Raw genomic sequence first — 13,884 nt, 5'->3', positions numbered from 1 at the left:
ATGGATAAGCTTAAAGCGGAAATTAAGTGAACTTAGGAAAGGAGATAATTATATAGAAAGAACTTTAAAAAGAGGTGTTGTAGAATGAGAAAGATAAAGAATCCGATATTGATTTCAGCGAGTGTGGTTTCGATAGCTATGGTTAGTTTGTTGACATTATCTCCAGTAACGTTCAGTGCTTCAGATAAATATCAATCGATGACGCAACTGCAACAGGCTACACAAGAGGGTAAAGATTGGACGATCAAAACAAGTAAGGGCACAAATGATACACTGATCGTTGCACCCCATGGCGGTGGTATTGAACCAGGTACAAGTGAAATTGCTTATGAAATTGCGAATAAAAATAATGCGAGTTACTACACATTTAAAGGTATTCGCCCAATAAATAATAAAGAACTGCATGTCACATCCGCAAATTATGATGAACCTAAAGCACAAGCCATGGTTCATGAGTCGAAAAAGACAGTGACTATTCATAAAACAGCACGTTCTGGTAATGATATCTATGTAGGAGGACGAGATGATGCTTTACGTGAACGCATCACTACGTCGTTAAGATCAGAAGGTTTTGATGCCACAGAAGCGACAGGTAATATTGCAGGGCGTAATTTAAATAATATTACGAATCAAAACCAACAAAAAGCAGGGGTGCAAATTGAGTTGAATAATCAATTTGCGAACCAATTCTTTAAAAATAGCGATGCATCTCGTCCAAGCCGTGAAAATCCGGCAAATTGGACAGACCGTATGTCTGCATTCACTGACAGTATTAATAGCGCTTTGAATGAGTCTTAAAAAGTTAATGAATATGTATAAAGAAGCAGCGGCACCTTTTAGGCCGCTGCTTCTTTAGTGAATCATTTGATATTAAATGAAGTTATTTAGTTTTATGACGAACAAACCAAGTAAAGCCGATAGCCAGAATCAGTCCAATACCACTAAGGATTAATAGTGGATAAAGATAAGGTGGTGTGTAAGAAAGCTGAATGTGTTTTTGACCTTTTTTAACAGGAATGACTGTTTCAATACCATTGCCTTTTTTCACTTCGGCTTCTTTACCATCAATTGTCGCATGCATACCTTTTTCGTAAGGTGTCGGGATGACTAAATAACCATGATCTTGTGGTTGTTTTGTAAAGGTATAGCCGTGAGATGTAGATTTGATTTTGACGCGGTCAACTGAGCGTGATGCAGTTTTCAACGCTTGATAATCTTCACCATAGACACCTTTAAGTTTATAACGATAATTGCCTTTAGGTAAGTTTAATCGCACTTTATCATCGGCTTTGATACGAATAGTTAATGGATTAACCACACGACGATAAGAGTAACCGAGTGAACTGCGGTTTTGCGTGAATTCATTTAGTTTAACTCGGTGTGGTTTATCTGGTGACTGTAACTCGAGTTCAATTTCAAAATATAAATCTTTATATTTATCAGTCATTGATTTTGGAAGGGTATAATCAATACCGCCATTTTTCTCTTTAACTTTTAAGGTTTCGTCTGTTTTATTCCAACGCGCATCATCAGCTTCTTCTTGGATTTGGTCTTTGTAGTTGATGTTATGTTCTGTTTTGTGAGTCGCTGGCGTAGCGTCATCTAAGACGACACCTTTTAACATCGCATGCTCTTTCTCAATTGGTGTTTTTAATTTTTTATTATCATAGACTTTATCTGTGATGTGAGTAGCAGGGTAATCAATCGTTGATGCTGAATGTTCGTATTTATTTTTCTTTCCTTTAATTGTGGATTGCGGTTCAAAACCATAAGGGCGGTTGTGGTCGATTGGGTTTTTGAAGCGGTCTTGTACGTTCCACAATGCCATTAAGTTAGCGCGATTACCTAAAAAGCGATAGTTACTATTTTTATCAATCGGCTGTGCAATCTGCATTGTTTTATCATAGTAATTTAAAATATCTCCATTAAACAGACTAGAGTATAGTGCGATTCCTCTAAAGCCATAAATTAAAGGCGAATTTTGTGCAGGGAATGAGAGATATTCAATACGACTGAATGGATCTTTCTCTCGCTGCAACTGATCAAATTTATGTTGCAGTTTAGCATTGTTGTAATTGTCTTCTTTCATAGAAGCAATCGGACGTTCATAAATAGACATATGTGTATCATGATAATTTTGTATCATTACCAATTGTTGAATGAACACCAGTAAAACAATTGCGATGTAGGTGGCTTTTCGCTTCAATAAGTGTGGTTGATACAAACAGATAAATAGGAAAATCATTAATACCAGTGTGACCCACATCCATGTATTATTACCGTCGTATTGTGTATACATATATAACATGACAACGACACAGCCAAGGGCTGTATATAGGTATTGCTTGATAGATACTTCAGAAAGATGAAGTAAGAATAATGCAATCAAGACACTGGATGAAAGTCCTAAAATGTACACCCATCTGCGTGCAGGCAATGAAAAGCCATTAAAGAAACTATCGAAATAAGGGGTTAGTGACCCTATCAGCATAATCCAAGTTAAAATCGCAAATAAGCGATAGAAATAATACTTATATAATCTAAACGCAAATAAGGCGATGAATGTCAGTGTTGAAATTGTGATGTAAAAGCCGTCAGAAAATATATGATATTTTTCTTTGAAATCAATGAGTAACGAAAGTGTTAAGTTCGGATTGATTTGACGGTCATTAGCCATAACTGCTGAAACACCTGTATAAAAACCGAGACTTGCGATCATTAAACTGAGTACTGCCGCAATAATTAAAAGATAAAGCTTCTGTACGCGTTGGACAATGTCTTTATGGTATGGCCAAATAATGCGATATAAAGTATAAAAGCTTAGAATAATAAACTCATAATAACTGAAGTAGAAATTAGAGAATAACGTGACCGCAATCGCAAAGATAAATAAACCGATTTTGCGCGCTTGAAAGAAACGTTCTAAGCCTAATAACGATAACGGCAACAAGATTAGTACGTCACCATAAAATGACCAGGTAAAGTTAAAGTAAATCGTCACTATAGAAATTGCATACATTAACGTTGCGAGTATGACGAAGAAACGGTTGGAATTAAGGTATCTAAAGAAATAGATACTTGTTAAGACTGTGAATACTACACGAATATAACTCAAGAAAATCTGGTTGGCAGCCCAAAATTGTATACTGTGCGCAGGCAGATTAAAGAGTTGTTCACCAATATATACGATGCCGAAGTATAGCAATAATAAAGGTGACGTTGCGTAGTAATAAGATAAGCCTTTTGTATAATCTCCGCCTAAGCCGAATGAAACATCATAAAAGCTTCTGAAGTGTGTGTATTGATGATATAAATACTTTTGGAAAGGAACTAACTGTGAAAACCCATCGCCTTTACTAATGAACGCAATGCCTTTTGCCGCATTCATAAAGAAAGGAATAAAAACTAGTGTAGTTAGTGCAATACTCAAGAGTAAAATCAATAGAAAACGTTTGAGCATGGGATGATCGCGTCGCATTATGTTCAGCCTCCTTTAGTCAATAGATTTTTAAAGAAATGAGGACTGAGATAACTTTTATGTCGTCATCTCAGTCCCTTGTTTGTGATGGGTTTAACTTTACAATTGATACAGCAATAAATTCACATTATCTTACTTCAACATCATGTCCTGTTTCTGTTTTCTTGTCTTTCTTGAAGTAAGTTGCACCTTGGAAACTGCCGAAGTTTGGATTGTCTGCGCTGTTTTTAGGATTGTAACCTAAGTCTTTAATCGTCTTAAGGTCTTGGTCGCTCATGCCGTCTTCATAATAGACATCTTTGCCGTCATTATAGAAGCGCGGCTTATCAATTGTTTCTTGCAGTGAATCTTTACCGCGTAAGTAATTAGATAAGTTTTCTTGCATAAGAGTCGGTACTTTATTACCACCTGGTGTACCGCCGCCGAAGTAATAATCTTTACCAACCACAATGGTAGGTGAGATGAATGAACGCGGTGATTTATGTTTGTCACCATGGTTATCACTATCTGGTGAATCTGAGAAACGTTTTAAAGAATTGTTCATAAAGAAACCTTGCTTCGTATAAGCGCCAGAACCGAAGAAGTTGTTGAGTGTGTTTGTTGAGCTTGTCATGCGGCCTTGTTTATCAACAACTACAAAGTGTGAACCAGCTGTATTCACTTGTCCTTGTAAACCGAATTGATTTTTAATGTTCTTGTACTTTTCAGCACGTTTTAATAAATAATGATCTCCTGTATGTTTAGTGTCATTTTTTGCTTGATCATTGATTAAATATCTATTTTTAAAGTTTACATTTCTTGCTTCGATAACACTTTCAATAAAGTCATTTCGTTTTTCTTCACCTAAGTTACCATTGATAGACTGATCAATTTTCAGACCTTGAAGTGTCAACATACCGCTGGTCGGGTTAGGTGACGTATAGACTTGGTTATTCAGATAGTTAGTTGAAAGTGGTTGTTTCGTTTGTGTTTTATAGTCAGTGAAATCTTTCTCGCTTAAATGACTCCCGCTTTGTTTAGCAATGCTTGGTCCTTGTGTTTTATAGAAATAATCTGGACCGTGATCTCTAATCCCCTTTAACGTTTTAGCTAAAGCTTCTTGTTTAACGACGTCGCCATTTTGTACGACTTGGTCTTCTTTTTTAAAGAAAGGTGAGTTGTTATCTAAGTTCCCACTATATTTAGAGAGGAGTTTTGCAAGGTCAGTGTTGACTTGGAATCCGTCCTCAGCAAGTGGAATAACATAGTTTAAGATTTTCTTTTCACTCATATGACCTTCTTTTTCGTGCATGTCATGCATACCTTGAACAAAACCAGGTACACCGACTTCGTCGCCTTTTTGATAGTTATAGCCAGAAACTGTGTTGTAGTCATAGACAGTAGGTTTGGACCCCTTTTTTCCATCATACGTCAATGACGTACCTTCACCGCCGAGTCCTGCAGCGTAAGGTTCAGTAACTGCTAAAGTATAAGCAACACCGTAAGCTGCGTCGGCTGAGTTTCCGCCTTCTTGAATAATTTTATTTCCGACAGCTCTCGCAATTTTATTGTTCGTTGCGACACCGTATTTCTTTTTAGCGTCTTTATGATTTTGAGAGGCTAATTTATTTTCATAAAGTTCATCTTTATCGACTTGGTCTTCTTTATTTATAAAGTAGAAGACAGTAGATACCAGCAATGTGATGATAAATATAACTGTCAGTACCTTTTTACTATAAATGTTCATGGAAGGTATGACCTCCATTGAAAGACACGTGTTTTTCAGTTTTTAAATCATGCTTTTCATATTTATCTAAAGGTTCATTCGCATTGCTGAGAATAATCATTAAGAAAATGCTGGCGATGATCAATACAATAGCCGCATATAATAAGTAATTCTTAATTTTCATAATAGTAGCCTCCTTTAGTATCTTTAAGTTTGATGGATGGGTGAGAAATACGATTTTTTAGTTTTGTTTTTTCTATGACGTTCATATTATCTTTGGTGATTTTATCTCCGGAAGTCTTAATCGGTGTAATCATGAAGTCACTGCGATTTCCATCCCATGATTGTTGAACCGCTAAGCCTTTTTTATTCTCAGATAAGAAATCATCTGAAGTGACATTACCTAAACTGTAGAAGATTGGTGTATTTTGATGTTCTTCAATTTTTTGAATCACTGTATTATGGCCTAAGACCACATCAGCACCTGCTTCTGCTAGGGCGTGACCGTAAGTCTTCTGACGGCTTGTGACATGTGGTTCATCTGGAATACCCCAGTCTACATTGACAACAACCATGTCATTTTCTTCTTTAAGTTTTTTCACTAATGGAACAAAGATTTTCGGATCTAAAGCGATAGATGTTGTGGCTTTATTCGCATTCGTATATTTTGAGTTGATGTCTGTAAATGACACAGTCGCAATTTTCTTACCATGAATCGTCTTATGAGATACTTTACTGTTTAATGGGTTTGAACCATTACCGGTTAAAAAGTTATAACCGTATTTTTGATTGGCTTGTTTTTCAATTTGTTTCATATCTGCGAGATCTACTGCGTTGTTGGTCAAATTAAGATTTGTAAAGCCAAGTGATTTCATAAATGCGATATTATCTAAGTTCTTTTTGACGTTCTTAGATGGATTTTTAGATACGCGATTGATATTCAAGCTGGTTGAAGCATAATCACTTTCTTTAATGATGCTGTGAATGGGGTCGAACATATCATCTAAATCACTTTGTCTGATGTATTTATTCAAATTGACATTACCGAAGTAAGCTAAGTGAATATCATCTTTATGTTTAGCGAAGACATCGACCTTATGTGTTTTAGCAGTGGCCATGAGCGTTATGAGTAGTATCAGCGCAACGATAGACACAACTAACATGTATTTAGAATTATGCTTCTTTTGATTTTTGGATTTCTTTAAAATCCAATTCTCTATATTGAAACGTTGCTTGTTAGCCATACTCTAACTCCTTCTTATTTGATAAAGCTATATGCGAATAACACGACGTACGTGATACAAGTCAGCAGCATACATGAAGCTAACGTAGTGATTGTACCTTGTTTTTGAATGGTATTCGCGATAATGCCTGGAATGACAATACCGATACCGGATATCTGCACGACCTCAAAGGGGGTCAGTGGATATATCAAGTCAAAAACGAATTTTATAATCATGCCGGTTAAAATCATTGCGGCAAACTTTCTACGTCCATAAAGTAAAGCAACTTTACTAATACCGTGTGCCACAATGAAGTATGTCAGACAGCTGATAATCAGTACTGACAGCAACATAATAGGTTGATCAAATATTAAAGCTAAATAACCAGGTACTACGAGCCCTGCAGGATTGATACCGAATTTCTCAGCGAATATCAAGCTGAGTACGATACCTACAAATAATGAGAAATACAGCTCTGAACCTACCAAAATTAATCCATCCCTTCTAATAAATTCACGACTTTCTTGCCGTTACCATGAATATTGCCGACACAAAATACTAGTGCCGATTTGGATTCCTCATAGATTGCTTGTTCTACTTCTTCGAAAGGTCTTCCTTCAAAGTTCAAGTATTTTTTATCTGGTTGAGATTTCATGACTTCTGTCACAAGCTGCGTACTCTTGCCGACACAAATCAACGTGTCGAAGTCTACGTCAGTAATGAAATCTTCAGCAAAGAGTTTTGTTCTATCTAAACGGTCACCACGACAATTCAAAATAATGACTTTCTTTTCATAGGGATATTTGTAGTCGATTACTTTTTGGAGAATCGCTTTAGATGACTGAGGTTCGTTTGCGGCGAAGGCATTAACGAAGATGTTCTTAGTATCGTTCTTATGATAGTAGTGTATATGTACTGCGCCACTATCAGGCGGTGCGTTCAACATACCTTCAATTGCGACATCTGGATTGGCGCCGATTGCTTTTGCGACACCCATCGCAATCGCGACATTGTCAGGGAAGACGATATAATCGAATTTTCGAAGTAAATCTTCTTCAACTTTATCTCTGTCCACGACAATCGTTTCAGTGTTGCGTTTATCTGCGACTTTCTTAAAGAAGTCTGTGTAATCATCTTTCATGATGACAAGTTTTCCGTTATAAGGAATTGTTGCGGTAAATGCTTCTGCCACTTCATCTAATGTCGGACCTAAAGTTTCCATATGGTCTTCCATGACATTGACAATGACACCCACATTCGCCTTTAACAGCTTTTCTTGAAAGACGATTTGATAGTCTGGATTGACGGCCATACATTCATTAACGATGGCTTTACCTTTGTTGTCGATAACATTCTGCAAAATATCCTTTTGCTCTCCGATGTTTGGACCTTGGGGTTTACGAACGACTGGATACTCTTCTTCATCAAACCAATACAGCATTCGGGCATCAGTTCCTGTTGTTTTACCAATAACTTGGTAGTTATCTTCTCGTAAGATGCCGTAGATTAATCGAGTAATGGTGGATTTACCGCGAATACCGTTAATGTTGATACGTATCGGGATCTGTTTGATACGTTTTCTATGTACATGCATTTCACGAATGCCAAGTACTAAAATCAATGCGGAAAATATGATTACTAATAACAAAATTTTCACCTCGTTTTTTTATCCCCGAACAGATTAACATATCAAATATTAAAAAATATAATTTTACTAAAATGTAAGAATGTTTATTATTTGTTAGAAAAATGTAATAGATTTTAGTTAAAACCTATCAATTAGCATTAAATAATTAAAATGTCATAATATACAGGCAAATGTGACAATTTTATAACAGGCACTATAAAAACTCAGGAAAAAGTTGATAGGTCTCACTTTATAAAGGTCTCCATTATTGTTTAACAACGGTAATATTTGTAATATATGTAATATTATTAATTATTACCATTAAAATCTAAAAATTAGTTTATATGTATCAATTTATAATTACACAAAAACGGAACTATTTTAAATGTATCAAGCTTAATGCGGCGATGTATGATATAGAAAATTTTGTAAGTTGGAGATGGCATTTACCATTGAAAATGGAAAGTTTATGAAAATTAACTACTATGTTAAGTAAGATAATCTTATGGGAATTGATTTTGAGACAGACCAGCTTAGAATCAACTATCGAAAAGCTTATCGCATATATGTAAGGTAACTCGGGAAAAGATTATTAACGATATAGAAGAGAGAAGGAAGAAAAATGGAAACAATTTTGGTTGAAGAACACTATATACTGACAGATGTACAAGAAAAGGTGAGGAATTTAGTTTCGAAAGATCCTAAAGGTGTTCCGTTAGAAACAATGCTTTCAGCTTTAGAAGAAAAGACTGACTTTCATGGTGAAGATGATCTAGACCAACATAAAACGCGTATGAAATTTATGAATGACAATAACGTACGTATGCAGGTTTTATCTTATGGTAAAGAAGCACCTTCACTCTTAACAGGACAGGCAGGAATTGAATTATGTCAGTTATGTAATGATGTGTTAAGAGAGTATGTGGACTTACGTCCGACACGTTTTCAAGGCTTGGCGGTATTGCCGATTAATGAACCAGAAGCAGCAGCACAAGAATTAAGAAGAAGTGTAAAAGAACTAGGACTTAAAGGTGCGTTGATTGCAGGAAGAGGAGAAGACGGTACGTTCTTGGATCATCCGAAGTATGAAGGGATATTTGAAGCGGCTGCAGAATTAGATGTACCACTTTACTTACATCCAGCACCGATTAAATCAGAGGTCTACCAAGCTTATTATAATAGCTCAAGCTATGATGACGTCACTGCATCAATATTTGCGTCATTTGGCTATGGCTGGCATATGGAGACAGGGGTTCATGCGGTAAGATTAGTGCTTTCAGGATTATTAGACCGTTATCCGAATCTAAAAATCATCCTCGGCCATTGGGGAGAATTTGTGCCGTTCTTCTTAGAACGTATGGATCAAGCAATCATATCAGAGCATTTAAAACAACCTATCAGTACGTATTTTAAAAATAACTTCTATATCACGCCGAGTGGGATGTTATCGAAACCTCAATTTGAAATGATACGTCACTATTTCGGTATTGATCGTATCTTATATGCATCGGATTACCCGTATATAAAACCAGAGGGACTAACGACATTCTTAGATGAATTGAATCTCACACCAACAGAACAAGCTAAAATTGCTTATCAAAATGCGGAACGTTTATTTAACGTTGATACAGAGCAAGATTAAATAAACTGCATTATGTTATATAATGCAAAAATAAGTACAATAAGTTTGAACATTTGATGAAAAGATCAGGTAAAGTTGATTTGGTTTGACGTGAAATATTCAGGTATTTATTGTCTATGAAATAAAGTATACTTGACAAATCAAGTATAATAAAAAAGCGTTTGAATTCACGTAAATAATGACGTCTATATTTCGTAAAAATATAAGTAGAGCCTCTATTTTTGACAGGCTCTACTTTTTATGTTCGTCTATAATAATTTAAAGTTATACTTATTTGTTTTAATCAAATAATTTAAGATTAATGATAAACATATTTAAGATTTAGAAAGGTTATTGATAATTTAAGGAAAACGTTTGCTTGCGATAAGGTTGTAATGACAGTATTGTTGAAATACAACTTGTGAGCGATTGTATGTTTTAAACATACAATGTTTTATAATATGTACAATTAAATATTTCGATTTGCTATTATGATATTAATGTGAGGCAAGAGAAACTTCGTAACAACTAGGAGGTCTTTGATTAGAAATGAAAGAAAAAGCAATATTAAAATCGCTTCATGTATGTTTAGGTATCAATGTTAAAGCATACGATTCTAATCTGAATGAGATACAGGAGTATACATCGAAGAAAATGATAAGCCCGCAATATAACGAACTAGATCTTATTAAATCTGTTGAAGATGAAAAGAAAAGGCATAATTACTATATTTTAACAGGTGCCATGAATGAAGTATTTCTACTTCATAACTTTGAGGACAAGCATTATCTGTTTGGTCCGTTTAATGTCCATTGTTTACCACCGGACGACTTCTTTACACACTTTTTAAAACAACAAAACATCAGCATTAAATTTAAAAAGGCAATCAATGATTATGCACCAGAAATAAAGCTCTATTCTCTAGAAGACATTAGAGACATTATTAAATTAGTGCACTATCTTTTTACATTAGATCGTCAATCAGACCCGACTTTTGAGCCTATACATAGCTATGTAGAAAAGTTGCAGAAAATGTTAGACGACGCTGGGTTAGAGAAATTATTTTTTATTGAAAATGAAAACGAAAAGAATAAATTAAAGTATGAAAAGCAAGTGATGGATTTAGTTAGACAAGGTTCTATAACAAAGTTGAAGAAATCTCTATCAGATTTGGAAGGAGGAATCATGCCAACAAGTAAAAGAGATTCTATTCGTAGCGAGAAGAATTATTCGATTATCGTTTTTGAAAAATTATCACAACTCGCAATAGAATCAGGTATGGATGTATTAGAAGCAACCCGCACGAGAGACCAAATGATTATTGACAATGAAGCCGCTAAAAACTTTTCGGAAATTATGAAAGTCAGAAATGGCGCTATCGTATTTTTCACTCAAAAAATAGGTGAAATCGTGGATGAAGAGCTCTCCCCATTTTTATCTTCAATTCTCAACTATATCAACCAGAATCTTTACAATGAAATCACGATAGAGTCGATTGCTAAAGAATTTAACATTAGCCAAACGACCTTAAATTTAAACTTTAAAAATGAACTTGGTATGACAGTTAAAAAGTATATTACTAAGTCAAAACTAGAAGATGCTAAAAAGTTATTAGATCGTAACTTAAGCATCAGTGAAATCTCCCAAATGTTAGGTTATGCAGATTCTTCTCATTTCTGTAAGAAATTTAAAAAAGAATTTGAAATGACACCTACACAGTACAGAAGAAACAAAAAAGTATAATATCACAAAAATATGTAAAGTGATAAGTACCCTTTCTATTATTTAATACAATATTTTAATACTCTAATTAAATATAATCACATTAAGCCGTCTGATTTGTTATTGTTTCCTACTCATTTTGTGAGTCCCCAGGGATGAAGAAAGTCTGTCTATTTCAAACACTAGTTCTTCTCCAACGTTCTACAGGAACAATACTGATCGGTTCGGCTTAATTTTTATACCTAATTAGGGATAAAAGCATTGAACGGCTTAAATAGAGAGAGGAGAAACACATGAATAAACAACTAAATAATTTTGAGGCAAAGCACCGTAACAAATATGCAATCCGCCGATTTTCGGTTGGTACAGCATCCATTATTGTAGGTGCTACCTTAATATTCGGTCTTGGTCACGAAGCAAAAGCAGCAGAGGAGATAACGACATCAAACCAGGCTAAAGATTCAACATCAGTACAGCCAGATGAGCCTGCGAAAAATGCAGGGACACCAGATGCTCAGCCGGCAAACATTGATAACACTGAAAATCAATTAAATAATGAGACACTAAAAGATCCGATTGAAAATGACACACTAACAGACAACAAAGCAGATACAAAACAACAACTAGAAAATACCTCTAAAGAACCTAAAGTATCACAATCAACTACAGAATCAACACCTACTGAACAAGAAAATCCTATTGAAGAAAAAACACCACTTACAGAACCAGCACCAACAATTAATGAAGCACCAGAAACAGGCGTACAACCTGAAAACAATCCACAAAAATTTGAAGAATCAGCAGAAGAAAAACAATTAATTAAACCTGTAGAAGCACCTCAAACATTAACTGCATCACAACCTGTTAATCCAGTTGTTGAAACAAGGGGCGGAGAAGCGGATATTACACCGCAAAAAACTCCAGTAGTAACGGCAGACTTATTAAAACAATCATCTCAAAATAAAGATAAGGACACTATTGAAGCTACAGCACAAAATGCACAAATATTACGAGGAGCAGCTTATACTGCTGAAGATTTGAAAGATGTAGCAACGGATCAAAAGGGTTCTAACGTTAATGACTTAGTAACAGTTTCAAACCCACAAATTAGCCAAACAAAAATTGACCCTAACCAAGGCGGTAATTTCCGTTTGAGAGCTGATTATAAAGTAGATAACAAAGTTAAAAGTGGAGATTATTTCACAGTACAAATGCCTGAATATGCGACATTCAACGGGGATTTAAATTATAAAAATGATGATAATAAAGTGCATACAGTATTAGCTACCACAACTGGTATGATTGTTGCGGTAGGTGTTTATGACACAAATACTAAACTTCTAAAATATACATTTACAGATTGGGTTAATGATAAACAAAACATTTCTGGTAAATTCGATTTAACTCAATTTACTGACAGGGATAAAGCTCGAAAAGCAGGAACGTATACATTGAATTACGACCTTGCTGGAGAAAAGTATAGCCCAGAAATCACATATGCTTATGATGCACATGATCATGGTGTGGCGCCTGCCTCAGTAGACACAATGATTACAAGTGTAGATGCTTTACAAAAAACAAATGATTTTCAACAAATCGTATATGTGAATCCTAGAGATTATTATTTAAACAATGCTCGTTTAACATTAGAACCTAAAGATTTAAATAGTAATGCTTTATTAGATATTAATAATACAAAGTTCCATATTTATAAAGTACCTAATAAAGCTGATTTAACTGACAGTTATGCATTTGATGCTTCTAAATATCAAGATTTAACTTCAAACTTTTATAATAATCAAAGAGTTTATACAAATGAAAAGGGGAAATTAGAAATTGATTTCGGTGGTATAAGTGACCCTTATGTGGTAGTAGTTGATTCTAAATTTAATCCAAAACATAGTACAGAGTTAACTACAAGAGCAATATTATATGCTAAAGATATTTATGGTAATCAAGCAGCATTCTCATTTGATAATACAGTATACACTGAATTTAGTAATGGAACTGGAGATGGAACTGTTGAAACATATAAATTAGGTGACTATGTTTGGGAAGATGTTAATCAAAATGGTATTCAAGACATGGGTGAACAACCAATCTCAGGAGTTTTAGTCACATTGAAAGATGCGACGACAGGCAATATTATTAATACAGCTGTAACTGACAAATATGGTAACTACTTGTTCAACAACCTTAAAAATGGTGAGTATGTTGTCGTATTTGAAACACCAGATGGCTATGTTCCAACAACTAAAGAATCAGGAAACAATCGTGAAAAGGACTCTAATGGATTGATTTCATATGTAACAATTAACAGAGCAGATGATTATACGATAGATTCTGGGTTCTTTAAACCTGTAGTAGCGACATATAATTTAGGTGACTATGTCTGGGAAGACAGCAATAAAGATGGTATCCAAAACTTAAATGAAGTAGGAATTGCTGGAGTAACGGTCACATTAACAAAACCAGATGGTACAAAAGTAACGACAGTTACAGACGAAA

At 34.9% G+C, this 13,884-nt stretch carries 10 protein-coding genes; 4 read left to right on the top strand and 6 right to left on the bottom strand.

What is annotated here, in order from left to right; genetic code table 11:
* The first annotated feature begins 84 nt into the window (after positions 1-84).
* Complete coding sequence (locus HMPREF3270_RS11860; protein WP_083326845.1) at positions 85-798, top strand: poly-gamma-glutamate hydrolase family protein; 714 nt, start codon at positions 85-87, stop codon at positions 796-798.
* An 82-nt stretch (positions 799-880) separates the two neighbouring features.
* Here HMPREF3270_RS11860 and HMPREF3270_RS11855 read toward each other — a convergent pair whose 3' ends face one another.
* The 6 genes from HMPREF3270_RS11855 to pgsB all read right to left on the bottom strand — a co-directional run bounded on the left by HMPREF3270_RS11855 (position 881) and on the right by pgsB (position 8,054).
* Complete coding sequence (locus tag HMPREF3270_RS11855) at positions 881-3,478, bottom strand: YfhO family protein (protein ID WP_083326844.1); 2,598 nt, start codon at positions 3,476-3,478, stop codon at positions 881-883.
* 127 nt (positions 3,479-3,605) lie between these two features.
* Positions 3,606-5,204 carry a gamma-glutamyltransferase gene (locus HMPREF3270_RS11850; protein WP_070849059.1) on the bottom strand — a complete coding sequence of 533 codons (1,599 nt, stop codon included), beginning with the start codon at positions 5,202-5,204 and terminating at the stop codon, positions 3,606-3,608.
* Complete coding sequence (locus tag HMPREF3270_RS14065; protein ID WP_002480097.1) at positions 5,191-5,367, bottom strand: hypothetical protein; 177 nt, start codon at positions 5,365-5,367, stop codon at positions 5,191-5,193. Before HMPREF3270_RS14065 ends, HMPREF3270_RS11850 begins: the two co-directional genes overlap by 14 nt.
* Positions 5,357-6,427, bottom strand: coding sequence for a CapA family protein (locus HMPREF3270_RS11845; RefSeq protein WP_002480096.1), 1,071 nt, complete (start codon positions 6,425-6,427; stop codon positions 5,357-5,359). The genes HMPREF3270_RS14065 and HMPREF3270_RS11845 overlap by 11 nt, the downstream gene beginning before the upstream one ends.
* A 14-nt stretch (positions 6,428-6,441) precedes the next feature.
* Entirely contained in the window at positions 6,442-6,894 is a 453-nt protein-coding gene (gene pgsC, locus HMPREF3270_RS11840; RefSeq protein WP_002480095.1) for a poly-gamma-glutamate biosynthesis protein PgsC, read from the bottom strand.
* A 2-nt stretch (positions 6,895-6,896) separates the two neighbouring features.
* Positions 6,897-8,054 carry a poly-gamma-glutamate synthase PgsB gene (gene pgsB, locus HMPREF3270_RS11835; RefSeq protein ID WP_002480094.1) on the bottom strand — a complete coding sequence of 386 codons (1,158 nt, stop codon included), beginning with the start codon at positions 8,052-8,054 and terminating at the stop codon, positions 6,897-6,899.
* Between the two features lie 601 nt (positions 8,055-8,655).
* Between pgsB and HMPREF3270_RS11830 the strand changes: the two genes are divergently transcribed.
* From HMPREF3270_RS11830 to HMPREF3270_RS11820, 3 genes are all read left to right on the top strand, one after another.
* Positions 8,656-9,675: an amidohydrolase family protein gene (locus HMPREF3270_RS11830; RefSeq protein WP_070849057.1), complete on the top strand. Its 1,020-nt coding sequence runs from the start codon at positions 8,656-8,658 to the stop codon at positions 9,673-9,675.
* Between the two features lie 528 nt (positions 9,676-10,203).
* Complete coding sequence (locus tag HMPREF3270_RS11825; protein ID WP_060804653.1) at positions 10,204-11,397, top strand: YSIRK-targeted surface antigen transcriptional regulator; 1,194 nt, start codon at positions 10,204-10,206, stop codon at positions 11,395-11,397.
* 272 nt (positions 11,398-11,669) lie between these two features.
* The coding region (locus tag HMPREF3270_RS11820) for an SdrD B-like domain-containing protein (RefSeq protein WP_070867266.1) at positions 11,670-13,884 on the top strand (2,215 nt) is incomplete at its 3' end.

This window comes from Staphylococcus sp. HMSC65H10, from assembly GCF_001839185.1.
Classification (GTDB): Bacteria; Bacillota; Bacilli; order Staphylococcales; family Staphylococcaceae; genus Staphylococcus; species Staphylococcus simulans.
The sequence above is the reverse complement of the archived record's forward strand: the minus strand, read 5'-3'. Positions and strand labels throughout refer to the sequence as shown.

Bases quoted from the DNA above. Each gene is read 5' to 3' on its own strand.
- HMPREF3270_RS11860 (WP_083326845.1), top strand. From the start codon at position 85: ATGAGAAAGATAAAGAATCCGATATTGATTTCAGCGAGTGTGGTTTCG.
- HMPREF3270_RS11855 (WP_083326844.1), bottom strand. From the start codon at position 3,478: ATGCGACGCGATCATCCCATGCTCAAACGTTTTCTATTGATTTTACTC.
- HMPREF3270_RS11850 (WP_070849059.1), bottom strand. From the start codon at position 5,204: ATGAACATTTATAGTAAAAAGGTACTGACAGTTATATTTATCATCACA.
- HMPREF3270_RS14065 (WP_002480097.1), bottom strand. From the start codon at position 5,367: ATGAAAATTAAGAATTACTTATTATATGCGGCTATTGTATTGATCATC.
- HMPREF3270_RS11845 (WP_002480096.1), bottom strand. From the start codon at position 6,427: ATGGCTAACAAGCAACGTTTCAATATAGAGAATTGGATTTTAAAGAAA.
- HMPREF3270_RS11830 (WP_070849057.1), top strand. From the start codon at position 8,656: ATGGAAACAATTTTGGTTGAAGAACACTATATACTGACAGATGTACAA.
- HMPREF3270_RS11825 (WP_060804653.1), top strand. From the start codon at position 10,204: ATGAAAGAAAAAGCAATATTAAAATCGCTTCATGTATGTTTAGGTATC.